Below are 24179 nucleotides of genomic sequence, written 5' to 3'. Positions count from 1 at the left end.
CCTTTGTCATTCGCCGTCGCGCGGATCAGCGGCGATGGTTGTTGCGGTCGTTCTTCTCGATCCGGATGCGCGCCGACAGCGCGTCGAAGCGGCGGTCGAGGTCGCGGCGCTCGGAAAGCGTCAGCCCGCGGCCCGAGCGGCGATACTGGGCCTCGAGCCGGGTCAGCCCGCGGAACTCGTTGCGCAGCCGGGTCGCCTCGGCGCGCGACAGCGCGCCCGAACGGATGCCCTGGTTGATCCGCTGCTCCAGCCGGTTCTGGCGGGCGTTGATATTCTGCCAGGCACCCTGCCCCTGGAAGCTCGCATAGCCATGGTTCGGCGCCGTCGCCGCAGTCGCGGTCGTCGCGGGAAGTGCGGCAGCCGCGATACCGAGGCCGGCGAGCAGGATCGTGATGGTCTTCATGGTGTCACTCCTCTTGATACTGGGCCGTCGCTGCGGCCTGACACCTATGTGGAACGCGCCTGTCGCGAACCTGTCCCACGCTTCGCCCTTTTGTGTCGCGGTTTGTCGCACCGGCGCGGGCTTCGTTCAGGTTCGGCGTGCGCAATGCGCGATTGATCGCCGGGCGCGCGCGCCGCATAGTCGCTGGCAGGGGGACTGCACCGAATGGCACTGACTACCGCCGAACTGACGCTGGTCGAACAGCGCGTGACCAACGACGGCCCCAATATCGCCGTCGCCTATCTGCTATGGTTTTTCCTGTGGTTCGTCAGCGCGCACCGCTTCTACCTGGGTCGGCCCGGCACCGCGATCCTCCAGATCCTGTCCTATTTCGTCCTGATCGGGTTCTTCTGGGTGCTGATCGACGCCATCCTGATCCCCGGCATGATCCGCGAGAAGCAGAACGAAATCCGCGGCGCGATGCTCGATCAGCTCACTGGCCGCTGATCGCCCGCGTCACGCCGGCTCCAGCAACCGCACCGCCTGTGCCCGCGTCACGCCGGCTCCAGCAACCGCACCGCCTGTGCCCGCGCCTCGTCGGTGATCTCGGCGCCCGACAGCATCCGCGCAATCTCCTCGCGCCGCTGGCCTGCATCCAGCGGCGTCACCCCGGTCCGCGTCACGATGCCGTCGTGGCGCTTGGCGATCAGCAGGTGCGCCGTGCCCCGCGCCGCGACCTGCGGGCTGTGCGTCACCACCAGCAGCTGCGCTCCCTGCGCCAGCCGCGCCAGCCGCTCGCCGATCGCGCTGGCCACCGCGCCGCCGACGCCGCGATCGATCTCGTCGAAGATCAGCGTGCCCGCGCCGCCTTCCTCCGCCAGCGCGACCTTCATCGCCAGGATGAAGCGCGACAATTCGCCCCCCGACGCGATCTTGACCAGCGGTGCGAACGGCGCCCCCGGATTGGTCGACACCGCGAATTCGACGCGGTCCATTCCGCTCGCGCTCCACTGGCTCTCGTCCAGCGGCTCGACCAGCGTGCGGAAACGCGCGGCATCCAGCTTGAGCGGCTTGAGCTCGCCCTCGACCGCAAGGTCCAGCCGCGTCGCCGCCTCGGTCCGCGCCGCCGACAGCGCGCGGGCGGCGTCGCGATAGGCGGCGTGCGCCGCCTCCGTCGCCAGCGTGAGCGCGGCAATCCCCGCCCCGCCCTGTTCGACGCGCGCCAGCCGCGTCGCCAGCGTCTCCAGCAGCGCGGGCAGTTCCTCGGGCTGGACGCGGTGCTTGCGCGCCACCGCGCGCAGTTCGAACAGCCGCGTCTCGTCGGCCTCGAGCGCGGCAGGATCGAACGCCAGTGCCTCCGCCGCCGCATCGATCCGGTCCTGCGCCTCGCCGCCCTCGGTCAGCGCGCGGTCGATCGCCGCCAGTGCGTCGCCCAGCGCGTCATGCTGGTTCGCCACGCGCTCCAATATCCGCGCGGCCTGCCGCAACTGGCTGAGCCCGCCCTCCGATCCCTCGAGCAGTTCGGCGATTGCCTGCAATTCGCCCGCGACCTTCTCGCCGCGCTGCATCGTCGCACGCCGCTCGGCCAGTGCTTCCTCTTCGCCCGGCTGCGGATCGAGCGCCTGCAACTCGGCAACGGCGTGCTCCAGCCATTCGCGGTCGCGCTCGGCGGCATCCTGTTCGGCGCGCGCCACCGCCAGCGCATCCTCGGCCCCGCGCCACGCGCGGTGCGCAATCGCGACGGCGCCGGTGTCGAGCCGAGCAAACGCATCGAGCAGCGCACGATGCCCGCGCGGATTGAGCAATCCGCGATCGTCATGCTGGCCATGGATTTCCACCAGCGACGGCGCGAGTTCGCGGAGCAGCCCCGCCGATGCCGGCTGGTCGTTGACAAAGGCGCGGCTGCCGCCATCGGCCTTGACGATGCGGCGGATCAGCAATGGCTCGCCCGGCTCGATCTCCAGCCCGTTCTGCGCCATCGCATTGGCGACCGCGCTGCCCGGTGCCGGTGCGTCGAAGGTGGCGGTCACCATCGCCTGCGCCGCGCCCTGCCGGACCAGCCCGGTCTCGCCGCGCGCGCCCAGCGCCAGGCCCAGCGCATCGAGCAGGATCGACTTGCCCGCCCCGGTCTCGCCGGTAAGCACGCCGAGCCCTGCGCCGAAATCGAGGTCCAGCGCCTCGATCAGCACCACGTCGCGAATGGATAGTGCGGTCAGCATGCCCGCAGCGTTATTGCAGGAACGGAGACGGAACGGAAGGGCGTCCAGCCCCTCGACGGATCAACCCGCCGAGGTATTCGCCTTCGCGACCTTGTCCTTGTTGTCCTCGACCAGCTCATAGGCATGTTTGTACCAGTCCGTGCCCGGATAATTGGCGCCCAGCACCGCGGCGGACTTCTGCGCCTCCAGCGGCACGCCCAGCGCCAGATAGGCCTCGGTCAGCCGCATCAGCGCCTCGGGGACGTGCGTCGTCATCTGATACTGGTCGACGACGGTGCGGAAACGCGTGACCGCCGCGAGCCACTGGCCGCGCGTCTCGTAGAAGCGGCCGATCTCCATTTCCTTGCCGGCCAGGTGATCGCGCACCAGGTCCATCTTCAGCCGCGCGTCGGACGCATAGCGGCTGGTGGGATAGCGCCGCGTCAGTTCGCCGAGCGAATCGAGTGCCTGCTGCGTAATCTTCTGGTCGCGGGTGACGTCCTGGATCTGCTCATAATAGCTGATCCCGACAAGGTAATAGGCATAGGCGGCATCGCGGTTGCCGGGGTGGACCGCCAGGAAGCGCTGCGCCGAGGCGATCGATTCGGTATAGTCACGGTTGAGATAATAGCTGAACGCCCCCATCAGCTGTGCGCGGCGCGCCCAGACCGAATAGGGGTGCTGCCGCTCGACTTCGTCGAACAACGCCGCCGCCAACTTATACTGATGCTGGTCCAGCTTCTGCTTGCCCGCGCTGTACAGCGTGCCGACGTCGCGCGCGACATAGGGCAGGTCCGAACGCGCGCTCTTCTTGGCGCAACCGGCAGTGGAAAAAGCTAGCACCGGAAGGAGCGCGAGCGCGAAGACGCGGGGCATGGGAGTACGCATGGGCAGGGTCTTAGACGACGGCCATGGCTTCAAACAATCCTTTTCGCGGCGGCTTTGTGGCCGGGTGCGATCGGATCGCTGACAGCGGCCCCGCGTTGCGCTAGGCACAGCGCTTCAGATGGAAGGGAATTGAGTGACCGCCACGCTTCTGGCCACGCATCGTGTCGAAAAACCCTGGGGCCGCCACACGCTGTGGCCGGGCTTTGCGGACCCTTCGCCGACGGGCGATCCGGTCGGCGAAATCTGGTTCCAGACGCCGGGCAATGCCGCGCCCGACCTGCTGATCAAATATCTGTTCACGTCGGAAAAGCTGTCGGTCCAGGTCCATCCCGACGACGAACAGGCGCACGCCCGCGGCCTGCCGCGCGGCAAGGACGAATGCTGGATCATCCTCGCGGCGGAGCCCGATTCGACGATCGCGCTGGGCACGCACGCGCCGGTCGACGCCGCCACGCTCCATGCCGCCGCGCTCGACGGATCGATCGAGCAACTGCTCGACTGGAAGCCGGTCAAGGCGGGCGACTTCTTCTACGCGCCGTCGGGGACGGTCCATGCGATCGGCGCGGGGATCACGCTGATCGAAGTCCAGCAGAACAGCGACACCACCTATCGCCTGTATGACTATGGCCGCCCGCGCGAACTCCATCTCGACGACGGTGTCGCGGTCTCGAACGCCGTGCCCTTCGTCGCGCATCCGATGCCGGGCAAGGTCGCCGACGACCGCACGATCCTGGTCGAAGGGCCGAAGTTCGTGCTCGAGCGCTGGGAAGGCGGCCACCGCGCGCTGACTCTGCCCGCAGGCGTCACCGGCTGGCTGATTCCCGTGACCGGCGAAGGCGTGGTCGACGGGGTGCCGTTCCGCGCAGGCGATTGCCTGACGCTGGAGGGGACCGCCGAACTCCATGCCGAGGCGGGCAGCGACCTGTTGTTCGCCTATCCGGGAACCGCGCGGATCTGACCCTCGGCGCTCAAGCCCGGCGGTTCGCCGCCGGGCGGAGCCTGCCTCAGATCAAGCCCCAGGTCAGGAAGAGACGCCCCCCGGAGATCAGGATCACCAGCAGGTTCAGGTTGCGCCCCGCATTGCTGCTCGACACCGCGCCGATCGCAGCGCCCAGGATCGCGATCGGCAACGCGATCCAGTTGACGAGCGGCAGCAGCGGGATTGGCAGGATGCCGACCATCGCGATCAGCAACGCGACGAATCCGATCAGCAGCGATACGATGTTGAGCATGGCAGGGATGTCGCCTTGTTGGTGTGTTGGCACTATAGCACAGCCCGCAAAAACGCGGAAGCGCCCGTAGCGGTTCCCCGCAAAGGTTAATCGCTGCCGCACCATGATGCCGCGGCCACGCTTCCTTAACCTTCCTGCGGCAGGATGCGCCCGCCCCCCAGGAGCATGTAATGGTTCGCAAAATCGCCTTCTTCGTGTTCGTTTTCCTGCCGCTTGCGCTGGCGGGATGCAGCGGCTCGGGCGCGGACGACGGCAATGCGACGATGGCGGTCAACGCCACCGATCCCCAGCTCGCGGGTGCGTTGCAGGACCAGATCATGGTCGACCCGCAATTGGGTCGCCAGGCCAATGGCGATTCGATTCGCCCGCCGGCCCAGCCCTATTCGGGCGCAGTCCCCAGCGACGCGGTCGCCGCCAACACCGACCCGCTCGACACCAACGGGCTGATGAAGGCGCCGGCTCCGATCGCGGCTGGCAAGGACTGCACGGAATGCGCGGCGGCGCGCGAGAGCGTGACGCTGGGTGGGCTCGCCGCCCGCCAGAAGAATGCGAAGAGCAGCCAATGCGCCGCCTCGCTCACTTATTCCGCCGCATGGGCCCAGCGCCTTCCCGCCGACCTGCCGCTCTTCCCCCAGGCGCGCGTGACCGAGGCTGCGGGCACCGAAGCGGGCAAATGCGCGCTCCGCGTCGTCAGCTTCTCCGCCGCCCAGCCGATGCAGATTCTGCTCGACTGGTATTACACCCGCGCCGTGAAGGCCGGGTACACCGCCGAGCATCAGCTCGACGGCAAGGAACATATCCTCGGCGGCACCCGCGCCCGGGACGATGGCGCCTATGTCCTATTCCTCACCGCGCGCGCCGATGGCGGCACCGACATCGACATGGTCGCGAACAACGGGATTTAAGCGCACGGTTCCCCTGCGCGGCTTTCCGCGCTAACCGCGGCATTATGCCTTCTCTTTTCCTCGTCATGCTCGGCGGCGCCGTCGGCAGTGGCGCGCGCTATCTGGTCGGGCGCGCGGCCTTTTCGGCGTTCGGCATGGGCTTCCCCTGGGGTACGCTCATCGTCAACCTGCTCGGCGGGCTGCTGATGGGCGTGCTGGTCGGCACGCTTGCGCGACTCAGCAACGGGGGCGAGACCCTGCGGCTGCTCCTCGCGATCGGCGTGCTGGGCGGCTTCACGACTTTTTCCAGTTTTTCGCTCGACACCGTGTCGATGCTCCAGCGCGGCGACTGGCCGACTGCGCTCGGCTATATCCTTGCCTCGGTCATCGGGTCGATTGCCGCGCTGGTACTCGGCCTCAGTCTTGTGAGAATCGTGGCATGAGCGCCGAAAATGAAGTCCGCCAGTTCATCGTCGGGGCCGACGACGACGGCATCCGCCTCGATCGCTGGTTCAAGCGGCATCTCGACGATGTCAGCTTCAACCTCGTCTCGCGCTGGGCGCGCACGGGGCAACTCCGCATCGACGGCGCCCGCGCGACGCCGGGCGACCGGGTGACGCAGGGCCAGACGATCCGCGTCCCCCCGGCGGAGACGCCCAAGCCCGACACCGGCAAGCCCAAGGTCCAGCGCACCCCGCTGAGCGACGACCAGACCAGCTTCATCCGCGAAATGGTGATCCACCAGGACGCGCAGGCGATCGTCCTCAACAAGCCCCCGGGCCTCGCGACACAGGGCGGGACCAAGACGCACGAGCATGTCGACGGCCTGCTCGACGGGCTCCAGTTCGATCTGGAGGGACGGCCCAAGCTGGTCCACCGGCTCGACAAGGACACGTCGGGCGCGCTGCTCGTCGCCCGCACCTCGCGCGCCGCCGCCTTCTTCGCCAAGTCCTTCTCGGGCCGCACTGCGCGCAAAGTCTATTGGGCGCTGGTGATGGGCGTGCCGGAGATCGAGGACGGCTTCATCGAACTGCCGATCGCCAAGCAGCCGGGCACCGGCGGCGAGAAGATGCATGTCGACATGAAGGAAGGCGCGCCCAGCCGCACCCGCTACCGCGTGATCGAACAGGCGGGCAGCCGCGCCGCCTGGGTCGAGCTGCATCCCTTTACCGGGCGCACCCACCAGTTGCGCGTCCATATGGCGGCGATCGGCCATCCGATCGTCGGCGACGGCAAATATGGGTTGCAAGAGGCGTTCCTGACCGGCGGGATCAGCCGCAAGATGCACCTCCACGCCCGCCGCATCCGCATCGACCACCCCGATGGCGGCAAGATCGACGTGACCGCCGAACTGCCCAGCCACTTCGCCGAATCGATGAAGACTTTGGGCTTCGAAGAGCATCTGGGCGAGATCGAGCTGCTCGACGGCCGCCCGCCCCCCTCGCGCGAGCAGAAAAAGGCAATGGGCCGCGCTCACGCCAAGTCGGTGCGCAAGGAACGTCGCGGCGAGCGCGGTCGGCGGCGGGGCTGATGTCTGCGCACCCGGCGTTCCGTTGGCAGGATCAGGCGGCGCTCCGGGCGTTCGTGCAGGATATTGGATTCGGGGCGCTGTTCGTCGCTTCGGAACAGGGGCCGCGCGTGGCGCATATTCCCATCGTCTGGCTCGACGACCAGACGCTCGGCTTCCATCTGGCCCGCAACAATCCCGTTGCGCGCGACCTCGACGGCGCGACGGCCCTGTTCGCGGTGCAGGGACCGCATGGCTATGTCAGCCCCGACTGGTACGGCACAGGACCCGATGAGGTCCCCACCTGGAACTATGTGACGGCGGAGCTGGAGGGTGTTGTGTCGCAAATGGATCGCGACGCGCTGATCGACCAGATCGATGCGCTGAGCCAGGTGCAGGAGGCGCGCCTCGCCCCCAAGCCCGAATGGACGCGCGCCAAGGCCGACCCCGTCAGGATCGCCCGGATGCTCGACGCGGTCACGGGCTTCCGCCTTGCCGTCACCGCGTGGCGCGGGACGCGGAAACTGGCCCAGACCAAGCCGGTTGCGCCACGGCTGGCGGTAGCGGATGCGCTTGCCGCGCGCGGCAACGATGCGCTGGCCGCGCTGATGCGGGCACCGTCATGAACCGCCTCGCGCTTTTCGATTGCGACGGCACCCTCGTCGACAGCCAGGCCAATATCTGTCGCGCGATGGAGGCCTGTTTCGTCGCCGAGCGGCTCGATCCGCCCGGGCGCGACGCGATCCGCCAGATCGTCGGGCTCAGCCTCGTCCCCGCGATCGCGCAGCTTCTCCCGCAAGCCGACGCCGCGCTCCACGACTCGCTGGCCGAGGGCTATAAGCGCGCCTTCTGGGCGATGCGCGCCGACAATGCGCTCGATCCCGAGCCGCTGTTCGACGGCATCGTCGAAGCGATCGACACGCTGGAGGCAAATGGCTGGATGCTGGGCGTCGCCACCGGCAAATCGGATCGCGGGCTCCACCTGATCCTCGAGCATCACGGGCTCAAGCACCGCTTCGTCACGCTCCAGACCGCCGATCGCCACCCGTCCAAGCCGCATCCCTCGATGGTCGAGCTTGCGATGGCCGAGGCAGGCGCCGCGCCGCACACGACGGCGATGATCGGCGATACCAGCTTCGACATGGCGATGGCACTGAATGCCGGCGCGCATGCGGTAGGTGTTGCATGGGGCTACCACAGCGCGCAGGAACTGACGGCGGCAGGCGCGGCGCATGTCGTGCCGCATGCACGCGCGCTCGCGGCGCATCTGGAGGCCCTATGACCGACGCCGACGCTCTGGCGATGAAGCGCTATTACACGATCGTCGCCGTCAACATGATCGCCACAGCCGGCGCGGTCTTCGGGCTGGTGATCGCGGGCCGCGCGAACGACTGGCAGCATGGCGTGCTGGGCGGGGCGATCCTGTTGTCGGCGCTCTATGTCATGGCGGTGGTCCCGCGCGCGCTGGCGCGCCGCTGGAAGACGCCCGAGCCGTCATGAGGCGCTTCTGGAAAGACGTCGCGATCGTCGACGGCGGCATCGCGCTCGACGGCAAGCCGGTGCGCACCCCCGGGCGCCTGCCGCTGGTCCTGCCGACGCCGCAGCTTGCGCAAGCCGTGGCCGACGAATGGCGCGCCGTGGCCGACACGATCGATCCGCGCGCGATGCCGCTCACCGGGCTCGCCAATGCCGCGATCGAGCGCGTCGCCCCCGATCCGGCGCGCTTCGCCGCCGGGCTCGCGGCCTATGCCGATAGCGACCTGCTCTATTACCGCGCCGAAGCGCCCGAGCCCCTGGTCGAGCGCCAGCGCGCCGCCTGGGACCCGCTGCTGGACTGGGCGCGCACCCGCTACGATGTCCATTTCGAAACCGTCGCCGGCGTGATGCACCGCGCCCAGCCCCCCGCCACGCTGGCTAGGCTGGGCGATGCGGTCGCCGCGCTCGACCCCTTCCGCCTGGCCGCGATGTCGCCGCTGGTGACGGTCAGCGGGTCGCTGGTCGCAGCGCTCGCGCTTCTCGAAGGAGCAGCGGACGCCGATCGCGTCTGGCACGCGGCGCAGGTGGACGAGGCGTGGCAGGTCGAGATGTGGGGCGATGACGACCTCGCCGTCACCACCCGCACCGCGCACCGCGCCGATTTCGACGCGGGCGCGCGGTTCCTGACGCTGCTGTAATCAGCCCCGCAGGATCGGCGTGCGCGGCAATGCCCAGGCGATGACCGCGCCCGCCGCGATCCACGATGCGACGTCGCTGATCCACAGGAACAGGAAATAGCCCAGCGGCATGTGGTTGTAGATCGGCTGGCCCAGGTCGGTATAGGCCGTCACCGCCACTGCGATCACCGCCACCAGCTTGAGCCGCGCGCCAAAGCTCGCCCCGTTCGCCACGGTCCGGATCGCCACCGCGACCAGCAGCGCACAGACAATCGCCAGCACCAGCCCGCCGATCAGCGCGCTGCTGTCGGGGATCGCGAAACCATTGGCGTTGAAGAAGACCATCACCACCGGCCCCTGGCCGTGGAGCTGGGTCCCCGCCGGCGTGCCCGGCCACGGCACCGGATAGGCGCCGGTGCCCAGCGTGCCCAGATTATCGGCCAGCACGCGCTGTAGCGCCGCGCTTGCCGGATCGTCGGTCCGCGACAATGCGATCCGGCTCAGCGGCGTCCCCCAGAACAGGAAGCCGACGATCCACATCGCCACGCCGCCCAGCAGCCCGCCCATCAACACCCGTGCCATGCCGCTCTCCCTTACTGGTCCTGCGCGATGGCCGGGCAGGACGCCTATTTGTTCAAACCCCGGATAAAGCCGATCAGCCCCGTCTGGCGCGATCGCTTGAGCCGCTCGGCGCGCAGGATCGTGTGGACCGACGCATAGCATTGCTCGACATCGTCGTTGACCAGCACATAGTCATAGCCGTCCCAATGGCTTACCTCGGCAGTCGCGCGCGCCATCCGGCGATCGATGATCTCCATCGAATCGGTGCGCCGGTTGACCAGCCGCTCGCGCAATTCAGGCAATGACGGCGGCAGGATGAACACCCGCACCACGTCGCCCCCGGCCAGCTGGAACAGCTGCTGCGCGCCCTGCCAGTCGATATCGAACAGCACGTCGCGGCCCGAGGCGAGGATCTTCTCCACCCCCTCGCGCGGGGTGCCATAGCGCTGGTCGAACACATGCGCCCATTCGAGAAACTCGTGATTCGCGACCATTTCGCGAAACCGCTCGAGGTCGACGAAGTGATAATCGACGCCGTCTTCCTCCCCCGGCCGTATCGCCCGCGTGGTGTAGGACACCGACATTTCGAGCTGGTCGTCGGCCTTGAGTAGCTTGCGCGCGATCGTCGACTTGCCCGCGCCCGATGGCGAGGACAGCACGAACAACACGCCGCGGCGGCGGAATTTATGGGGATCGTTGTGGGAGCGGTGGGGCATGGGCGCTACTGGCGTGCGACCACCCCCCGCGTCAAGTCACACAGGACCGTTGCGCCGCTGCTTCCGCCGATCGGACGCATAGCGCCACAGCCCATATCCGCCCGCAAGCACCAGCCCCGGCGTTCCCATCCGGCGAATGACCCGCTGCGCGGCATAGCCCATCACGGCACCCTTCGCGCCGCCGCCGCCCTGGCCGCGGTTGATCCGGCTGCCGATCAGCGCGCCGACGATACCCCGGATCATGCCCGCGCCATCCGCTGCGAGACATAGCGCACGCCATAGGCCGCGGCACCGAGCACGATCGCCGCGGGCACGACGCGCTTGCCGACTTCCCACACCACGACGCCGACAATGGCGCCTACCGTGCCGCCCTCGCCGTCCCGCTGGTCGACCTTGCTGCCGACCCATCCTGCAATTGCCTTGCCGATCATCCGAATCTCCTTCCGGACGCCAAACGGCGCAGGCGGGGCGGGGTTCCGCTCAGGTCGTCACCCCGGCGAAAGCCGGGGCCTCGTCGGGGCTGGGCGATAACGGCGCAGCGCACCTTCACGAGATCCCGGCTTTCGCCGGGACGACGGTATGAGAGGAGACCGGGCACCGCACACCCCGTCACCCCGGCGAAAGCCGGGGCCTCGCGGGGGCCGGGCGATGACGGTGCAGCGCACCTTCACGAGATCCCGGTCTACGCCGGGACGACGGTATGAGAGGAGACCCCGCACCGCACACCCCGTCACCCCGGCGAAAGCCGGGGCCTCGCGGGGGCCGGGCGATGACGGCGCAGCGCTCCTTCACGAGATCCCGGCCTGCGCCGGGACGACGGTATGAGAGGAGACCCGGCACCGCACACCCCGTCACCCCGGTGAAAGCCGGGGCCTCGCGGGGGCCGGGCGATGACGGCGCAGCGCTTCTTCGCGAGATCCCGGCTTTCGCCGGGATGACGGCGTTAGGGGGACGGCGTTACCGCCCGATCATGTCCTCGGCCCGCACGAACTTGTCGAACGTCGCTTCGTCGACCAGCCCCAGCGCGAGCCCCGATTCCTTGAGCGTCAGGCCCTTTTCATGCGCGTTCTTGGCGATCTTCGCGGCATTGTCATATCCGATCGCGGGCGCCAGCGCGGTCACCAGCATCAGCGAGCGGTCGACCAGTTCCTTGATCCGCCCCTCATTCGCCTTCAGCCCGTCGACGGTGCGCTCGGCGAAGCTCGTCATGCCGATCGCCATCAGCTCGATCGAGCGCAGCACGTTCGACCCGATCAGCGGCTTGAACACGTTGAGCTCCATATGCCCCTGCATGCCGCCGACGGTGACCGCGACATGGTTGCCGATCACCTGGCCCGCGACCATCGTCAGCATCTCGCACTGAGTCGGGTTGACCTTGCCCGGCATGATCGAGCTGCCCGGCTCGTTCGCCGGCAGGTCGAGTTCACCCAGCCCCGAGCGCGGGCCGCTGCCCAGCAGGCGGATGTCGTTGGCGATCTTGGTCAGCGACACCGCCAGCGTGTTGAGCGTGCCCGACAGGTTCACCAACTGATCCTTGGTCGCCAGCGATTCGAACTTGTTCGGCGCAGTGACGAAGGGCAGCCCGGTGATCTTCGCGATCTCGGCGGCGACGTCCTCGGCATAATGCGGCGGCGAATTGAGCCCGGTGCCGACCGCGGTGCCGCCCAGCGCGAGCTTGAAGATGTCGAGGTCGAGCACGCTGGCAAAGCGCGCCTTGGCCGAGGCGAGCATCGCCGCATAGCCGGAGAATTCCTGCCCCAGCGTCAGCGGCGTCGCATCCTGAAGATGGGTGCGGCCGATCTTGACGATGTGGTCCCAATCCTTCGCCTTCTTGTCGAGCGCGGCGAACAGCCGGTCGAGCGCCGGATACAGCTTCAGCGTCACCCCGCGCGCCGCGGCGATGTGCAGCGCGGTCGGGAAGCTGTCGTTCGACGATTGCGCCATGTTGACATGATCGTTCGGATGCACCGGCGACTTGCCGCCGCGCTTGCCGGTCAGGATCTCGTTCGCGCGGCCCGCAATGACTTCGTTGACGTTCATGTTGGTCTGGGTGCCGCTGCCGGTCTGCCAGATCACCAGCGGGAACTGGTCGTCGAGCTTGCCGTCGATCACTTCCTGCGCGACCTGGTCGATGATCTCGGCGATCTTGGGGTCCAGCCCGTGCTTGACGTTCACCCGCGCCGCCGCCTGCTTCACGATCGCCTGGGCGTGGACGATGCCGATCGGCATCCGCTCCTGCGCGCCGAACGGGAAATTCTCGATCGAACGCTGAGTCTGCGCCGCCCAATAGGCGTCGGCGGGGACTTCGATCGCGCCGATCGAGTCGGTTTCGGTACGGGTATCGGTCATCAGGGCCTCCGGATCATTTGCCCGGCGCTCTACGGGGAAAAGTCGGCCTTCGCCAAGCCCGGATGCGTCGCGCCGGGCCAGGCCTTGGAAACATTAGGAAACTTGTCCGGGGGGCGCGGGCGACTACATCAAACGGTGCCGGCATCGTCCGCCGGCGCGCCACCGCGCCAAAAGGCCGGGGCTTTTGCAGGAGACGAACCATGATCCACCTTATCGCCACCGGGCTGTTGCTCGGCATGTCCCCCGTGCCGGTGCCGGGGGAAATCGAGCACCGCGTCCAGCTCGATCATCCCGCCGGCCCGGTCGACGCCCGGTATCGCCCGCGCATCGATATCGAGCACCGTCAGATCGGCGCGGTCGCCCCGCCGGGCGCGGCATCGACGCTGCGCTGTGCGTGGCAGGCCAATCTGCATGTCGATCGCGAGGCGCGCCACAGCTCGGGCTCGCTGCTCCAGGCGACGCTGCGCCGCGACGCCATCGCCAGCGGCAGCCGGCGGGGCTGGTGCGCCAGCCAGCGCGACGCGATCGCGGAGGAAGTCAGCCTGCGCGTCGAATCGACGCGCGGCCATTTGGTCGACGTCGCACAGGAAGACCATGGCGCGCTGACCCAGGCGCTCGACCGGCTCCATCGCGGAGCCGGCGGTTGACGGCATTGCGCATCCCCGGCGTAACCGCATTGCTGCTCCTGGCCGCTGCCCCCGCGCACGGCCAGGCGCTTCCCTCGGGCGGAGTCGAGATCGCCACCGACGAAAGCCGCCGCGGCATCAGCTGGAGCCAGGGGCGCATCGCCCCGTCCGCCGATGTGAGCGTCACGCTGGCGGGGTTCGACCTGTCGGGCCGCGCTGCGGACACGCGCGGGTCGGTCCGCCACGGCGGGGCAAAGGCGGTGGCCGATATCGAACTGGGCCATAGCGTGCGGACCGGCGGCTGGGATTTTCGCGGGCATGCGACCGGCCATTTCTTCGTCGATGCCCGTGGTCGCATGGATTACTGGGAACTGGGCGGCAGCGGCGCCTATACGCTCGGCCCGGTGCAGGCGCGCGCCGGGCTGGTCTACGCCCCCGATCAGGACGCGATCGGCGGCGACAATCTCTACGTCTATGCCGATGCCCGTGCCGGCATTCCCGCCACGCCATTCAGTGTGTCGGCGCGAATCGGGCGCTCGACCGGAGACAGCGGCGGCGATCCCCGCGCGGCGCGGCTGCGCCCCACGGGCAGCTATACCGACTGGCAGATCGGCGTGGAGCGCCGGCTGATGGGGCTGACGCTCGGCATCGACTATGTCGGCACCGACATCGACGATCGCGCGGGGACATCGCCCTTCGCCGATGCGCGGCACGCCGGAGACCGGCTGATCGGACGGGCGCGGCTGTCCTTCTGATCCGGCGGATTCCGTTCCCCTGCGCAGGCAGGGCAATCGCATATGGAGCGGGGGGCGCTTTTCCCACTTCCCGTCATGCTTGTAACTTGCCAACTGCAGCATTGCATGAAGAATGCGGTGCGGCTTCGGCGGGAAGTTCGAATCATGCAAGGGTTGCAGAGCCCGTAGTTCAGCGTGAACAGCCCGCTGTAAGGTCATTGAACCCGAACAGTCGCTTGGGCCTCTGCAAGGCAAGCCCGATTGCGCAAGCCCGGGAGACGATGACCATGACGTATGTGGGTATCGATGTTTCGAAGGATCGCCTGGACGTCCATGTCTCGCCCGCGGGCGAGGCCTGGACGGTCGGGCGCGATGCCGAGGGTCTGGAGGCGCTGGTCGCGCGACTGGGCGTATCGGCCCCGTTGTGCATCGGGCTGGAGGCGACCGGGGGCTATGAGACGGTGGTGGCTGCCGCGCTGGGGGCAGCAGGCTTGCCGGTGGCGGTGATCAATCCCGCGCAGATCCGCCATTTTGCGCGCGCATTGGGCAAGCGCGCCAAGACCGACCCGATCGATGCCGCGGTGATTGCGCGCTTTGTCGAGGCAACGCGCCCGCCGCCGCGCGCACTGGCGGATACCGAGACGCGCGCGCTGGCCGACCTGGTGGCGCGGCGCCGGCAGATCATCGCGATGATGGTGAGCGAGCGCCAGCGGCTGCGGCGCGCAACGCTTCTGCCGCTGCGCAAAAGCATCGAGCGCCTGCTGGCTGCGCTGCAAAAGGAACTGTCCGACCTTGAACGGACGATCGACGAGGCCGTGCGGGGCTCGCCCTTGTGGCGCGATCAGGAGGCGCTGCTGACCTCGATCCCAGGCGTCGGCCCGACCACCGCCCGCACGCTGCTTGCCGAACTGCCCGAACTCGGCCAGCTCGGACGCCGCCAGATCAGCGCGCTCGCCGGCGTCGCGCCCTGGACCCGCCAGTCCGGCCAATGGCGCGGAAAGGCCATGATCGGCGGAGGACGCCCCACCGTCCGCTCGGCCCTCTTCATGGCCGCACTCGTCGCCAGTCGCTACAATCCCGTGCTCCAGGCGCTCTATCAGCGCCTCATCGCCAGCGGAAAACCCAAAAAGGTCGCCCTGATCGCCCTCGCCCGCCGCCTGCTCACCTTCGCAAACGCCATCCTGAGGAGCAAATCCCCATGGCTCGCCGCTTGACGCCAAAGACAGTCGCTGAACTTGTTTCAGCATCCAACCCTCAGCGCGCATTTCCGTCGCTTGTTGCGCGATGGATGCTGAAACAAGTTCAGCATGACGGCGGTAATAGGGGAGCATACGCATCCATATGCGATTGCCCTGCCTGCGCAGGGGAGCAGCAGCAGATAACGGACGCCCCCGCCCCTATTTCTTCCGCTTGAAGTCCACCGACACGACGTTCGACCCGTCCTCGACCGGAGTCGCGATCGGCGCCTGTCCGTCATTCTCTGCTTCGTCATGCGGCTCGGGACCCTCGGGGCCCTCGTTCGCCTGGAAGCGCAGTTCGAAATTGACCGCGGGATCGTGGAAGCCGGTGATCGCCGAGAACGGGATCGTCAGCATCGACGGCACCTGGCTGAAGCTCAGCCCGACCGAGAATTTCTCGGCATCGACGCGCAGGTCCCAGAATCGGTGCTGCATCACGATCGTCATTTCGTCGGGGAATCGCTCGATCAGCCGCTGGGGGATGTCGACTCCCGGCGCGTGCGTCTTGAACGTGATGTAGAAATGATGCGCCCCCGGCAGCGCCTGGGTGGCGGCGACCGACCCCAGCACGCGACCCACGACGGCGCGGAGCGCCTCCTGGACGATCTCGTCATAGGGAATCAGGCTGTCTGGTACGGTGCCGGTCATGCGCCCTTGGGTAGCGGCTCGAAGCTGCGGGTCAAGATTGCATGGAATCCTTACGTCGCTATGTGGGGCGAATGCGCACCGCCACGATCAGTCGCAAGACCAGCGAAACGTCGATCGACGTCACCGTCAACCTCGACGGCACCGGCCAATATGCCATTTCCACCGGCATCGGCTTTTTCGACCATATGCTCGAACAGCTCGCCCGGCATTCGCTGATCGACCTGAACGTGAAGACGGTCGGCGACCTCCATATCGATCAGCACCACACCGTCGAGGATACCGGGCTCGCGATCGGCGAGGCGGTGGCGAAGGCGCTGGGCGACAAGAAGGGCATCCGCCGCTACGCCGACGCGCTCTCGCCGATGGACGAGACGCTGACGCGCGTCGCGATCGACATTTCGGGCCGCCCCTTCCTCGTATTCAAGACCGAGTTCAGCCAGAAACGGCTGGGCGAGATGGATACCGAGATGTTCGAACACTGGTTCCACAGCTTCGCGCAGACGGCGGGGATCACCCTCCATGTCGAGACGCTGTACGGATCGAACAACCACCATATCGCCGAGGCGGCGTTCAAGGGGCTGGCCCGCGCGCTGCGCGAGGCGGTCGAGATCGATCCGCGCAAGGCCGGTGCCATTCCCTCGACCAAGGGTGTACTCTGACATGATCGTCGTGCTGCTGAACTATGTCGTCGACCTCGCTGAAATCGACGCGCTGCGCCCCGCGCATGTCGACTGGCTGAAGGCCGGGCTGGCCGAGGGCCGCCTGCTCGCCGCGGGGCGCAAGGTGCCGGTGACCGGGGGCATGTTCCTGGCGCGCGGGTCGCTCGAGGAGGTCCAGGCCTGGGCCGCGACCGATCCCTTCGCGCTGGCCGGGGCCGCCGAATATAGCTTCACCGAAGTCGCCCCCAGCATCCTGGCGCCCGGACTGGAAGCACTGGCCGGATGAGCGTCGCGCTGATCGATTACGGCGCGGGCAATCTCCATTCGGTCCATAATGCGCTGAAGGCGGCGGGGGCGACCGACATCGCGGTCACCGCCGATCCGCAGGCTGTGCTGGCCGCCGACCGCATCGTCCTGCCCGGCGTCGGCGCGTTCGGGGCGTGCGCGGCGGGGCTGCGCGCGATCCCCGGCATGGTCGAGGCGCTCGACCGCCGTGTGAGAGCAGAGGGCGCGCCGTTCCTGGGCGTGTGCGTGGGCATGCAGCTGATGGCCGATCGCGGCGACGAACATGGCTCGCACGCCGGGCTCGGCTGGATTCCCGGCGTCGTCCGCCACCTGATGCCCGGCGAGGGCGTGCGCGTGCCGCACATGGGCTGGAACGACGTGATCCCCGCCGTCCCGCACCCGCTGATCGAGCGCGGCGAGGCCTATTTCCTCCACAGCTATGCGTTTGACGGCGACTCGATCCTCGCGACCACCCACCATGGCGGCCCCGTCACCGCCGCGATCGGCCGCGACAACATGGTCGGCGTCCAGTTCCACCCCGAAAAGAGCCAGCGCTATGGCATCGCGCTGATGGAAAGGTTCCTCGCATGGAAGCCGTGACTGGAAATTGGGCCTCGAAAAGGACAGCGAATGGAGCGCTGAACGCCCCTTTCTTCGCTTCCCGTCATGCTGAACTTGTTTCAGCATCCATCGCGCCACAAGCAGACGCGGTGCGGGTTGAGGGTTGGATGCTGAAACAAGTTCAGCATGACGGCGTAGGAAAAGTGGGCGCATGACCCTGATCGTCTTCCCCGCCATCGACCTCAAGGGCGGGCAGGTCGTCCGCCTCGCCGAGGGCGATATGGCGCGCGCCACCGTCTATGGCGACGATCCCGCCGCACAGGCCGAGAGTTTCGCGCAGGCCGGGGCTGAGTGGCTCCACGTCGTCGACCTCGACGGCGCCTTTGCCGGCGAATCGGTCAATGGCGCGGCAGTCGCGGGCATCCTTCAGCGCTTCGGCGGCAAGGTGCAGCTCGGCGGCGGCATCCGCACTCGCGAGTCGATCGATCGCTGGCTCGACCTCGGCGTCGCGCGCGTCGTGATCGGCACCGCCGCGCTGGAAAATCCCGATCTGGTCCGTGAGGCCGCCCGCAACCATCCGGGGCGCATCGTCGTCGCGGTCGATGCGCGCGACGGGCTGGTCGCGACGCGCGGCTGGGCCGATGTGTCCGACGTCGCGGTGGTCGATCTCGCCCGCCGGTTCGAGGATGCGGGCGTCGCGGCGCTGCTGTTCACCGATGTCGGGCGCGACGGGCTGCTCAAGGGCTGCAATGTCGAGGCGACCGTAGCGCTGGCCCGCGCGGTATCGATCCCCGTCATCGCCAGCGGCGGCGTGACCGATATTTCGGACATCCACGCCCTCGCCGCGCATGTTCAGGATGGCATCGAGGGCGTGATCACCGGCCGCGCGCTGTATGACGGGCGGCTCGACCTCGCCTGGGCGATCGGCGTGGCGCGGGGGTGAGGGCTGCCAAAAGCGCTCCCCTTCCGCTTGCGGGAGGGGTCGGGGGAGGGGCTGGCTCTGGCTCCTCGCTCACCGCCCTGTGTCTTCCATCCCCTCCCCTAACCCCTCCCGCAAGCGGAAGGGGAACCAAGGGTTTTAAACAATGACCGTCCGTGCCCGCGTGATCCCCTGCCTCGACGTCGCCAATGGCCGCGTGGTGAAGGGCGTGAACTTCGTCGACCTGATCGATGCCGGCGACCCCGTCGAGCAGGCGCGCGCCTATGATGCCGCCGGCGCCGACGAGCTATGCTTCCTCGACATCACCGCGTCCCACGAGGCGCGCGGCACGATGGTCGATGTCGTCCGCCGCACTGCCGAAGTGTGCTTCATGCCGCTCACCGTCGGCGGCGGGGTGCGCACCGTCGAGGATGCGCGCGCGCTGCTGCTCGCGGGCGCGGACAAGGTCGCGGTCAATTCCGCCGCAGTCAGCCGCCCCGAAGTGGTCGCCGAGATCGCCGATCGCATGGGCAGCCAGTGCGTCGTCGCCTCGATCGACGCGCGCCGCGTCGCCGAGGGGCGCTGGGAAGTCTTCACCCATGGCGGACGCCGCGCGACCGGCATCGACGCCGTCGAACACGCGCTGCGGCTGACCGATCTGGGCGCGGGCGAACTGCTCGTCACCTCGATGGACCGCGACGGCACCCGCGACGGCTATGACCTCGCGCTGATCCGCACCATCGCCGATCAGGTCAGCGTGCCCGTGGTCGCATCGGGCGGCGTCGGGGGGCTTGGCGATCTGGTCGCGGGCATCCGTGACGGCCATGCCTCCGCCGTGCTCGCCGCCTCGATCTTCCATTTCGGCGACGCGACGATTGCCGAGGCGCATGCCGCACTGGCAGCCGCGGGCATCCCGGTCCGCGCTTAACGCTTCCCCAACGCCGCCGCGCTACACCCCCACCATGCTGCGCCTCGCTCTGCCCCTGCTCCTCCTCGCCGCCCCCGCGCTGGCCGCTGAAGAGCCGCCGCACACCGGCGTCGCGGGAAGCCGATCGATGCCCGAACTCTCCGATCTCGCGCTGTTCGCCTGCGCCGCCGGGGGCGTGTGGTTCGTCCGCCGCCGCCTGCGCGCACGCTTTCGGGCCAAGCCAAAGGATTGACACCCACCCCGGCTTCCCGCAGCGCAACGGGCATGACCGACTCCCTCGACGCGCTCGAAGCGACAATCCGCGCACGCCGCACCGGCGATCCCGACACCAGCTATGTCGCGCGCCTGACCCACAAGGGCCGCGCCAAGATCGCGCAGAAGGTGGGCGAGGAAGCCACCGAAGTCGTCATCGCCGCCGTCACCGACGACAAGCCCGGCATGGTCGGCGAAGCAGCCGACCTGCTCTTCCACCTCTGCGTGCTGCTCGCCGATGCCGGGCTCAGCCTCGACGATGTCCGCGCCGAACTCGCCCGCCGCGAGGGCGTGTCGGGAATCGCCGAAAAAGCCGCGCGCCCGGCCTGATCCTCCCCTTCCGCTTGCGGGAGGGGTCGGGGGAGGGCATGGGCAATCCGCACCGCGACGCCACCGCAGGGAACCGAAACCATGCCGATCGACGCCACCAGCCCCTATGACGACCAGAATATCTTCGCGAAGATCCTGCGCGGTGAAATCCCGTGCCGCCGCGTCTATGAGGACGACTTCGCGCTCGCCTTCCACGACATCAACCCCCAGGCGCCGCACCACCTATTGGTGATCCCCAAGGGTGCCTATGTCAGCTGGGACGATTTCTCGGCAAAGGCATCCGACGCAGAGATCGCGGGCTTCGTCCGCGCGGTCGGCATCGTCGCGCGCGACGCCGGGTTCGTCGCCCCCGGCTATCGGCTGCTCGCCAATACCGGGCTCGACGCGCACCAGGAGGTCCCCCACCTCCACGTCCATGTCTTTGCAGGCCGCCCGCTCGGGCCGATGCTGGCGGGCTAAAGCGCCCCGCGCGCGCCCACTTTCCCGCGCCTTGCCGCACACGCGAACACTAAGGGATTGCGCGCCCCGCTTTTGCGGTTAGGCTCGCGCCCTTCACCAAACGGGGCGGCGCAACGACGCTGCAAGGGGACCATCTAGATGATATTCGGGCGCATAAAGCCACTCGATGCCATTTTGGCGACAGCGGAGAAAAAATCGCTGCACCGATCGCTCGGCGCCTTCCAGCTTACCATGCTGGGCGTCGGCGCGATCATCGGCACCGGGATTTTCGTGCTGACCGCAGAGGCCGCGCAAAAAGCGGGGCCGGGCATGATCCTCAGCTTCGTGATCGCGGGCTTTGTCTGCGCAGTCGCGGCGCTGTGTTATTCCGAAATGGCGTCGATGGTGCCGGTCTCGGGCTCTGCCTATACCTATAGCTATGCCGTGATGGGCGAAATGCTCGCCTGGATGGTCGGCTGGGCGCTCGTCCTCGAATATGCCGTCGCCGCGGGCGCGGTGTCGGTCGGCTGGTCGGGCTATTTCGTCGGGTTGCTGCGCGAATATCTCGGCGTCGCGCTGCCCTCCTCGATCGTCAACGCCGACGCGCTGATCGCGCATGTCCAGGTCGCGTTCGGCGCGACCCAGACCGAAGCGATCCAGACCGCGATCGCCACCGGCGGCTATATCAACCTGCCCGCGATGCTGATCGCGCTGCTCGTCACCTGGCTGCTGGTCGTCGGCACCAAGGAGAGCGCGTTCGTCAACGCCATCCTCGTGATGGTCAAGATCACCGCGCTGACCGTATTCTGCATCCTCGCGCTGCCGGTGATGAAGTCGCAGAATTTCGAGCCGTTCATGCCGCTCGGCATCGGCGGCGTCTCCGCTGCCGCCGCATCGATCTTCTTCGCCTATGTCGGCTTCGACGCGGTCTCGACCGCCGCCGAGGAAACCAAGAACCCCCAGCGCAACATGCCGATCGGCCTGATCGGCAGCCTCGCAATCTGCACGATCTTCTACATCCTCGTCGCCTCGGGCGTGATCGGCACCGTCGGGGCATCGCCGCTGGTCGATGCCGCGGGCAAGGGCATCGCCCCGGGCAGCACCGAACTGGCCGCAGCCTGCGCCAATATCGGCGGCCAGGCGGTCGTCTGCTCGAAGGAAGCGCTGGCATGGACGCTGCGCGAAATCGGCTGGCGTGAAATCGGCAATCTGATCGGCCTCGCCGCCGGCATCGCGCTTCCCTCGGTCATCCTGATGATGATGTTCGGCCAGACCCGCATCTTCTTCGTGATGAGCCGCGACGGGCTGCTCCCCGAATCGCTGAGCAAGATCCACCCCAAATATGGCACGCCGCACGTCGTCACGATGATCACCGGCGTCTTCGTCGCGATGTTCGCCGCGCTGTTCCCGGTGGGTGCGCTGGCCGACATCTCGAACTCGGGCACGTTGTTCGCCTTCGCGATGGTCGCGATCGCGGTGCTGGTGCTGCGCCGGACCGATCCGGGCCGCGTGCGCCCGTTCCGCACCCCCGCGATCTGGCTGGTCGCGCCGGTCGCGGTGCTCGGCTGTCTGTACCTGTTCTTCAGCCTCTCGACCTACACGCTCTCGCTGTTCGTCGGCTGGGCGGTGCTCGGGCTGATCGTGTATTTCGCCTATAGCCGCGGCCACAGCCATGTCGGGCGCGGGCTGGTGGAAGTCCACGAAACCGACAGCGACGCCCCGCCCCAGCCGGTGCCGCCGATCGGCGACGCGCATACGCCGGGGTATAAGGACGCCTGATCGCCTGCTCTGGGCGATTTAATCAAGGGGCCGGGGGATCGATCCTCCGGCCCTTTGCGTTGGACCCACGTACAGCCCCTTAATCCCCCCTTTTCCCGTTGTTAACCTCCGCCTGCTTCCTGGTCCGACAAGGATTGCCATGCAGAACCACGAAGAAGCGCGCCTCGACGCGCTGCATCAGCTCGGCTTGCTGGACACCGCGCCCAGCGAAAGCTTCGACCGCATCACGCGGATGGCGAGCCAGATTTTCGGGCTGCCGATCGCCGCCGTGTCGCTCACCGATCGCGATCGCCAATGGTTCAAGTCGCGCGTCGGCGTCGAGCACCAGTCGATTCCGCGCGACAAGGCGCCCTGCGCCGCGGTGGCCGAAAGCGCCAGCACCGTGCTGATCCCCGATCTCCTCGCCGACACCTTCTACGCCGACAGCGTGCTGGCTGGCCAGGGCATCCGCTTCTACGCCGGCGCCTCGCTCACCACGCGCGACGGCTTCAGCCTCGGCGCGCTCTGCGTGCTCGGCACCGAGCCGCGCACCGCGACGCCCGCCGAAATGGCGGCGCTCCACGACCTTGCCCAGATGGTGATGGCGCAGATCGAGCTTCAGCACGCCTTTGGCCGCATCGATCCGCTCAGCGGGCTGCCCAACCGCACCCAGTTTCTCGACGATCTCGCCGACCTTGGCCGCGACACCCCCGGCCGCCCCCGCCTTGCCGTCCTGGTCGACCTTGCCCGCGGCGAGCAGCTCAACAACGGCGTCCGCGCGATGGGCTCGGCCTATGTCGATGCGATGGTCCGCGACGCCGCACGCGCGCTGCGCACGCTGCTCGGCCCCGATCGCACGGCCTATCACGTCGCCGCGACGCAATTCGCCTTTCTCGCGCCCGATGGCGTGGACGAGGGCCGCTATGTCGAACAGCTCGGCGCGCTGGTGCATCGGCTTCGGGCCAGATCGAGCGTCCAGTTCGTGATGACCACCAGCGTCGGCGTCGCCCCCTTCGTCACCGGCGAGACCCCGCCGGAGACCGTGCTGCGGACGATGCACAGCGCCGCGCTCGACGCGCGCGCGCTCGAAACCCCGGTCAGCCTCTATTCGACCGCGCAGGACAGCCTGCACCAGCGCCGCTTCCGCCTCCTCGCCGATTTCGGCGCGGCGCTGGAACAGCCGTCGCAACTCCGGCTCGTCTTCCAGCCGCGAATCGATCTCGCCACCCGCCGCTGCGTGGGGGCCGAGGCATTGCTGCGCTGGACGCATCCGGAGCTGGGCGAGATTTCGCCCGCCGAGTTCATCCCCATCGTCGAACAGACCTCGCTGGCCCGCCCGACCACCGCGCGCGTACTCGACATCGGCCTTGCCCAGCTCGGCGCCTGGTCGGCGGCGGGAATCGACATCAAGCTGTCGATCAACGTCTCCGCAGCCAATCTGGCCGAGAGCGATTTCGCGCAGCAGGTCGAGCTCCATCTGCTCAGGCACCGCGTCGCGCCCCGATTGCTCGAACTCGAAGTCACCGAAAGCGCGATCATGGACGATGCCGGCACCGCCACCGCCCAGCTCGCAATGCTCGACGAAGCGGGCATCCGCCTCGCGATCGACGATTTCGGGACGGGCTATAGCAGCCTCGCCTATCTCCAGCGGCTGCCGGCCAGCGTCGTGAAGATCGACCAGTCCTTCGTCCGCGACCTGTGCCGCGGTGAGCGCGAGCGAACGCTGGTCCGCTCGATGATCGCGCTGTCGCACGGGCTGGGCTATCGCGTCGTCGCCGAGGGGGTGGAGACCGCCGAGATGGTCGGCATCCTCATGGCGATGGGCTGTGACGAGGCACAGGGCTATTTCTTCGCGCGCCCGATGGAAGCCAGCGATTTCGAACGCTGGTTCGCGGGCGGAGACCCGGCACTACAGGCAGCCTGACGGCGCCGG

At 68.1% G+C, this 24179-nt stretch carries 32 protein-coding genes; 22 read left to right on the top strand and 10 right to left on the bottom strand.

Annotated elements, in window-relative coordinates; all coding sequences use genetic code 11:
- Positions 1 to 25 precede the first annotated feature (25 nt).
- Positions 26 to 403, bottom strand: coding sequence for a hypothetical protein (locus TS85_RS00625; protein WP_044329794.1), 378 nt, complete (start codon positions 401 to 403; stop codon positions 26 to 28).
- 204 nt (positions 404 to 607) lie between these two features.
- Here TS85_RS00625 and TS85_RS00620 point away from each other — a divergent pair, with 204 nt between their 5' ends.
- The gene (locus tag TS85_RS00620) at positions 608 to 889 is read left to right on the top strand and encodes a TM2 domain-containing protein (protein WP_044329792.1); all 282 of its coding nucleotides are present in this window, start codon (positions 608 to 610) and stop codon (positions 887 to 889) included.
- A gap of 47 nt (positions 890 to 936) precedes the next feature.
- Here TS85_RS00620 and recN read toward each other — a convergent pair whose 3' ends face one another.
- Together recN and TS85_RS00610 are read right to left on the bottom strand one after the other, a co-directional pair.
- Entirely contained in the window at positions 937 to 2601 is a 1665-nt protein-coding gene (gene recN, locus TS85_RS00615) for a DNA repair protein RecN (protein WP_044329790.1), read from the bottom strand.
- A gap of 60 nt (positions 2602 to 2661) precedes the next feature.
- The gene (locus TS85_RS00610) at positions 2662 to 3468 is read right to left on the bottom strand and encodes an outer membrane protein assembly factor BamD (protein WP_044329788.1); all 807 of its coding nucleotides are present in this window, start codon (positions 3466 to 3468) and stop codon (positions 2662 to 2664) included.
- 133 nt (positions 3469 to 3601) lie between these two features.
- Between TS85_RS00610 and TS85_RS00605 the strand changes: the two genes are divergently transcribed.
- A complete protein-coding gene (locus tag TS85_RS00605; RefSeq protein WP_044329786.1) occupies positions 3602 to 4426 on the top strand; it encodes a pirin family protein in 825 nt (274 codons plus the stop codon).
- A 46-nt stretch (positions 4427 to 4472) separates the two neighbouring features.
- Here the strand turns inward: TS85_RS00605 and TS85_RS00600 are convergent, their stop codons facing one another.
- Positions 4473 to 4700 (bottom strand): hypothetical protein, encoded by a 228-nt coding sequence (locus TS85_RS00600; protein WP_044329784.1) that lies wholly within the window; start codon positions 4698 to 4700, stop codon positions 4473 to 4475.
- Between the two features lie 170 nt (positions 4701 to 4870).
- Between TS85_RS00600 and TS85_RS00595 the strand changes: the two genes are divergently transcribed.
- From TS85_RS00595 to TS85_RS00565, 7 genes are read left to right on the top strand one after another with little or no spacing between them, the layout of a single operon-like run.
- Complete coding sequence (locus tag TS85_RS00595) at positions 4871 to 5605, top strand: hypothetical protein (protein ID WP_052507650.1); 735 nt, start codon at positions 4871 to 4873, stop codon at positions 5603 to 5605.
- Positions 5606 to 5649: 44 nt separating this feature from the next.
- Positions 5650 to 6027 carry a fluoride efflux transporter CrcB gene (gene crcB, locus TS85_RS00590; RefSeq protein WP_044329782.1) on the top strand — a complete coding sequence of 126 codons (378 nt, stop codon included), beginning with the start codon at positions 5650 to 5652 and terminating at the stop codon, positions 6025 to 6027.
- Positions 6024 to 7115, top strand: a complete 1092-nt coding sequence (locus tag TS85_RS00585) for an RluA family pseudouridine synthase (protein ID WP_044329780.1) — start codon at positions 6024 to 6026, stop codon at positions 7113 to 7115. Before crcB ends, TS85_RS00585 begins: the two co-directional genes overlap by 4 nt.
- The gene (locus TS85_RS00580; RefSeq protein ID WP_044329778.1) at positions 7115 to 7717 is read left to right on the top strand and encodes an FMN-binding negative transcriptional regulator; all 603 of its coding nucleotides are present in this window, start codon (positions 7115 to 7117) and stop codon (positions 7715 to 7717) included. The genes TS85_RS00585 and TS85_RS00580 overlap by 1 nt, the downstream gene beginning before the upstream one ends.
- Positions 7714 to 8373: an HAD-IA family hydrolase gene (locus TS85_RS00575; RefSeq protein WP_044329776.1), complete on the top strand. Its 660-nt coding sequence runs from the start codon at positions 7714 to 7716 to the stop codon at positions 8371 to 8373. Before TS85_RS00580 ends, TS85_RS00575 begins: the two co-directional genes overlap by 4 nt.
- Complete coding sequence (locus TS85_RS00570; RefSeq protein WP_044329775.1) at positions 8370 to 8591, top strand: hypothetical protein; 222 nt, start codon at positions 8370 to 8372, stop codon at positions 8589 to 8591. Before TS85_RS00575 ends, TS85_RS00570 begins: the two co-directional genes overlap by 4 nt.
- Positions 8588 to 9265, top strand: coding sequence for an ATP12 family chaperone protein (locus TS85_RS00565; RefSeq protein ID WP_044329774.1), 678 nt, complete (start codon positions 8588 to 8590; stop codon positions 9263 to 9265). Before TS85_RS00570 ends, TS85_RS00565 begins: the two co-directional genes overlap by 4 nt.
- Here TS85_RS00565 and TS85_RS00560 read toward each other — a convergent pair whose 3' ends face one another.
- The 5 genes from TS85_RS00560 to fumC all read right to left on the bottom strand — a co-directional run bounded on the left by TS85_RS00560 (position 9266) and on the right by fumC (position 12870).
- The gene (locus TS85_RS00560) at positions 9266 to 9826 is read right to left on the bottom strand and encodes a hypothetical protein (protein WP_044329773.1); all 561 of its coding nucleotides are present in this window, start codon (positions 9824 to 9826) and stop codon (positions 9266 to 9268) included.
- A 44-nt stretch (positions 9827 to 9870) separates the two neighbouring features.
- Entirely contained in the window at positions 9871 to 10521 is a 651-nt protein-coding gene (gene gmk, locus TS85_RS00555) for a guanylate kinase (protein ID WP_044329772.1), read from the bottom strand.
- Between the two features lie 36 nt (positions 10522 to 10557).
- A complete protein-coding gene (locus TS85_RS00550) occupies positions 10558 to 10764 on the bottom strand; it encodes a hypothetical protein (protein WP_044329769.1) in 207 nt (68 codons plus the stop codon).
- Complete coding sequence (locus TS85_RS00545; RefSeq protein WP_044329766.1) at positions 10761 to 10952, bottom strand: hypothetical protein; 192 nt, start codon at positions 10950 to 10952, stop codon at positions 10761 to 10763. Before TS85_RS00545 ends, TS85_RS00550 begins: the two co-directional genes overlap by 4 nt.
- Before the next feature lie 526 nt (positions 10953 to 11478).
- Positions 11479 to 12870 (bottom strand): class II fumarate hydratase, encoded by a 1392-nt coding sequence (gene fumC / locus TS85_RS00540; protein ID WP_044329763.1) that lies wholly within the window; start codon positions 12868 to 12870, stop codon positions 11479 to 11481.
- Between the two features lie 200 nt (positions 12871 to 13070).
- Between fumC and TS85_RS00535 the strand changes: the two genes are divergently transcribed.
- The 3 genes from TS85_RS00535 to TS85_RS00525 all read left to right on the top strand — a co-directional run bounded on the left by TS85_RS00535 (position 13071) and on the right by TS85_RS00525 (position 15444).
- Positions 13071 to 13517 carry a hypothetical protein gene (locus TS85_RS00535; RefSeq protein ID WP_052507649.1) on the top strand — a complete coding sequence of 149 codons (447 nt, stop codon included), beginning with the start codon at positions 13071 to 13073 and terminating at the stop codon, positions 13515 to 13517.
- Entirely contained in the window at positions 13514 to 14251 is a 738-nt protein-coding gene (locus TS85_RS00530; RefSeq protein ID WP_052507648.1) for a TorF family putative porin, read from the top strand. Before TS85_RS00535 ends, TS85_RS00530 begins: the two co-directional genes overlap by 4 nt.
- A 260-nt stretch (positions 14252 to 14511) precedes the next feature.
- On the top strand, positions 14512 to 15444 hold the full coding sequence (locus TS85_RS00525; RefSeq protein WP_044329758.1) for an IS110 family RNA-guided transposase: 933 nt from the start codon (positions 14512 to 14514) through the stop codon (positions 15442 to 15444).
- 183 nt (positions 15445 to 15627) lie between these two features.
- Here the strand turns inward: TS85_RS00525 and TS85_RS00520 are convergent, their stop codons facing one another.
- A complete protein-coding gene (locus TS85_RS00520; RefSeq protein ID WP_044329756.1) occupies positions 15628 to 16116 on the bottom strand; it encodes an SspB family protein in 489 nt (162 codons plus the stop codon).
- Between the two features lie 71 nt (positions 16117 to 16187).
- On the opposite strand from TS85_RS00520, the gene hisB reads away from it, so the two are divergent.
- The 10 genes from hisB (at position 16188) to TS85_RS00470 (ending at position 24170) form a co-directional block, all read left to right on the top strand.
- Positions 16188 to 16775, top strand: a complete 588-nt coding sequence (gene hisB / locus TS85_RS00515; protein WP_044329754.1) for an imidazoleglycerol-phosphate dehydratase HisB — start codon at positions 16188 to 16190, stop codon at positions 16773 to 16775.
- Between the two features lies 1 nt (position 16776).
- Positions 16777 to 17061 (top strand): YciI family protein, encoded by a 285-nt coding sequence (locus TS85_RS00510; protein ID WP_044329752.1) that lies wholly within the window; start codon positions 16777 to 16779, stop codon positions 17059 to 17061.
- Complete coding sequence (gene hisH / locus TS85_RS00505; RefSeq protein WP_044329749.1) at positions 17058 to 17660, top strand: imidazole glycerol phosphate synthase subunit HisH; 603 nt, start codon at positions 17058 to 17060, stop codon at positions 17658 to 17660. The genes TS85_RS00510 and hisH overlap by 4 nt, the downstream gene beginning before the upstream one ends.
- 172 nt (positions 17661 to 17832) lie before the next feature.
- Complete coding sequence (gene hisA / locus TS85_RS00500; RefSeq protein ID WP_044329747.1) at positions 17833 to 18564, top strand: 1-(5-phosphoribosyl)-5-[(5-phosphoribosylamino)methylideneamino]imidazole-4-carboxamide isomerase; 732 nt, start codon at positions 17833 to 17835, stop codon at positions 18562 to 18564.
- Between the two features lie 142 nt (positions 18565 to 18706).
- Positions 18707 to 19468: an imidazole glycerol phosphate synthase subunit HisF gene (gene hisF / locus TS85_RS00495; RefSeq protein WP_044329745.1), complete on the top strand. Its 762-nt coding sequence runs from the start codon at positions 18707 to 18709 to the stop codon at positions 19466 to 19468.
- Positions 19469 to 19502: 34 nt separating this feature from the next.
- Positions 19503 to 19700, top strand: a complete 198-nt coding sequence (locus TS85_RS00490; protein WP_044329744.1) for a hypothetical protein — start codon at positions 19503 to 19505, stop codon at positions 19698 to 19700.
- 32 nt (positions 19701 to 19732) lie between these two features.
- On the top strand, positions 19733 to 20050 hold the full coding sequence (locus TS85_RS00485) for a phosphoribosyl-ATP diphosphatase (RefSeq protein ID WP_044329742.1): 318 nt from the start codon (positions 19733 to 19735) through the stop codon (positions 20048 to 20050).
- Positions 20051 to 20131: 81 nt separating this feature from the next.
- Complete coding sequence (locus TS85_RS00480) at positions 20132 to 20509, top strand: histidine triad nucleotide-binding protein (protein ID WP_044329740.1); 378 nt, start codon at positions 20132 to 20134, stop codon at positions 20507 to 20509.
- Positions 20510 to 20647: 138 nt separating this feature from the next.
- A complete protein-coding gene (locus TS85_RS00475) occupies positions 20648 to 22267 on the top strand; it encodes an amino acid permease (RefSeq protein WP_044329739.1) in 1620 nt (539 codons plus the stop codon).
- A gap of 139 nt (positions 22268 to 22406) precedes the next feature.
- Positions 22407 to 24170, top strand: a complete 1764-nt coding sequence (locus TS85_RS00470; protein ID WP_044329738.1) for a putative bifunctional diguanylate cyclase/phosphodiesterase — start codon at positions 22407 to 22409, stop codon at positions 24168 to 24170.
- The last annotated feature ends 9 nt before the right edge of the window (positions 24171 to 24179 follow it).

It is taken from the genome of Sphingomonas hengshuiensis, from assembly GCF_000935025.1.
Classification (GTDB): Bacteria; Pseudomonadota; Alphaproteobacteria; order Sphingomonadales; family Sphingomonadaceae; genus Sphingomonas; species Sphingomonas hengshuiensis.
The sequence above is the reverse complement of the archived record's forward strand: the minus strand, read 5'-3'. Positions and strand labels throughout refer to the sequence as shown.

Bases quoted from the DNA above. Each gene is read 5' to 3' on its own strand.
- TS85_RS00595 (WP_052507650.1), top strand. From the start codon at position 4,871: ATGGTTCGCAAAATCGCCTTCTTCGTGTTCGTTTTCCTGCCGCTTGCG.
- TS85_RS00485 (WP_044329742.1), top strand. From the start codon at position 19,733: ATGACCGACTCCCTCGACGCGCTCGAAGCGACAATCCGCGCACGCCGC.
- recN (WP_044329790.1), bottom strand. From the start codon at position 2,601: ATGCTGACCGCACTATCCATTCGCGACGTGGTGCTGATCGAGGCGCTG.
- TS85_RS00535 (WP_052507649.1), top strand. From the start codon at position 13,071: ATGATCCACCTTATCGCCACCGGGCTGTTGCTCGGCATGTCCCCCGTG.
- TS85_RS00600 (WP_044329784.1), bottom strand. From the start codon at position 4,700: ATGCTCAACATCGTATCGCTGCTGATCGGATTCGTCGCGTTGCTGATC.
- TS85_RS00560 (WP_044329773.1), bottom strand. From the start codon at position 9,826: ATGGCACGGGTGTTGATGGGCGGGCTGCTGGGCGGCGTGGCGATGTGG.
- TS85_RS00620 (WP_044329792.1), top strand. From the start codon at position 608: ATGGCACTGACTACCGCCGAACTGACGCTGGTCGAACAGCGCGTGACC.
- hisA (WP_044329747.1), top strand. From the start codon at position 17,833: ATGACCCTGATCGTCTTCCCCGCCATCGACCTCAAGGGCGGGCAGGTC.
- hisF (WP_044329745.1), top strand. From the start codon at position 18,707: ATGACCGTCCGTGCCCGCGTGATCCCCTGCCTCGACGTCGCCAATGGC.
- TS85_RS00550 (WP_044329769.1), bottom strand. From the start codon at position 10,764: ATGATCCGGGGTATCGTCGGCGCGCTGATCGGCAGCCGGATCAACCGC.
- TS85_RS00520 (WP_044329756.1), bottom strand. From the start codon at position 16,116: ATGACCGGCACCGTACCAGACAGCCTGATTCCCTATGACGAGATCGTC.
- TS85_RS00545 (WP_044329766.1), bottom strand. From the start codon at position 10,952: ATGATCGGCAAGGCAATTGCAGGATGGGTCGGCAGCAAGGTCGACCAG.
- fumC (WP_044329763.1), bottom strand. From the start codon at position 12,870: ATGACCGATACCCGTACCGAAACCGACTCGATCGGCGCGATCGAAGTC.
- TS85_RS00480 (WP_044329740.1), top strand. From the start codon at position 20,132: ATGCCGATCGACGCCACCAGCCCCTATGACGACCAGAATATCTTCGCG.
- hisH (WP_044329749.1), top strand. From the start codon at position 17,058: ATGAGCGTCGCGCTGATCGATTACGGCGCGGGCAATCTCCATTCGGTC.
- TS85_RS00510 (WP_044329752.1), top strand. From the start codon at position 16,777: ATGATCGTCGTGCTGCTGAACTATGTCGTCGACCTCGCTGAAATCGAC.
- TS85_RS00525 (WP_044329758.1), top strand. From the start codon at position 14,512: ATGACCATGACGTATGTGGGTATCGATGTTTCGAAGGATCGCCTGGAC.
- crcB (WP_044329782.1), top strand. From the start codon at position 5,650: ATGCCTTCTCTTTTCCTCGTCATGCTCGGCGGCGCCGTCGGCAGTGGC.
- hisB (WP_044329754.1), top strand. From the start codon at position 16,188: ATGCGCACCGCCACGATCAGTCGCAAGACCAGCGAAACGTCGATCGAC.
- TS85_RS00585 (WP_044329780.1), top strand. From the start codon at position 6,024: ATGAGCGCCGAAAATGAAGTCCGCCAGTTCATCGTCGGGGCCGACGAC.
- TS85_RS00470 (WP_044329738.1), top strand. From the start codon at position 22,407: ATGCAGAACCACGAAGAAGCGCGCCTCGACGCGCTGCATCAGCTCGGC.
- TS85_RS00580 (WP_044329778.1), top strand. From the start codon at position 7,115: ATGTCTGCGCACCCGGCGTTCCGTTGGCAGGATCAGGCGGCGCTCCGG.
- TS85_RS00475 (WP_044329739.1), top strand. From the start codon at position 20,648: ATGATATTCGGGCGCATAAAGCCACTCGATGCCATTTTGGCGACAGCG.
- TS85_RS00575 (WP_044329776.1), top strand. From the start codon at position 7,714: ATGAACCGCCTCGCGCTTTTCGATTGCGACGGCACCCTCGTCGACAGC.
- TS85_RS00570 (WP_044329775.1), top strand. From the start codon at position 8,370: ATGACCGACGCCGACGCTCTGGCGATGAAGCGCTATTACACGATCGTC.
- TS85_RS00490 (WP_044329744.1), top strand. From the start codon at position 19,503: ATGCTGCGCCTCGCTCTGCCCCTGCTCCTCCTCGCCGCCCCCGCGCTG.
- TS85_RS00610 (WP_044329788.1), bottom strand. From the start codon at position 3,468: ATGCGTACTCCCATGCCCCGCGTCTTCGCGCTCGCGCTCCTTCCGGTG.
- gmk (WP_044329772.1), bottom strand. From the start codon at position 10,521: ATGCCCCACCGCTCCCACAACGATCCCCATAAATTCCGCCGCCGCGGC.
- TS85_RS00565 (WP_044329774.1), top strand. From the start codon at position 8,588: ATGAGGCGCTTCTGGAAAGACGTCGCGATCGTCGACGGCGGCATCGCG.
- TS85_RS00625 (WP_044329794.1), bottom strand. From the start codon at position 403: ATGAAGACCATCACGATCCTGCTCGCCGGCCTCGGTATCGCGGCTGCC.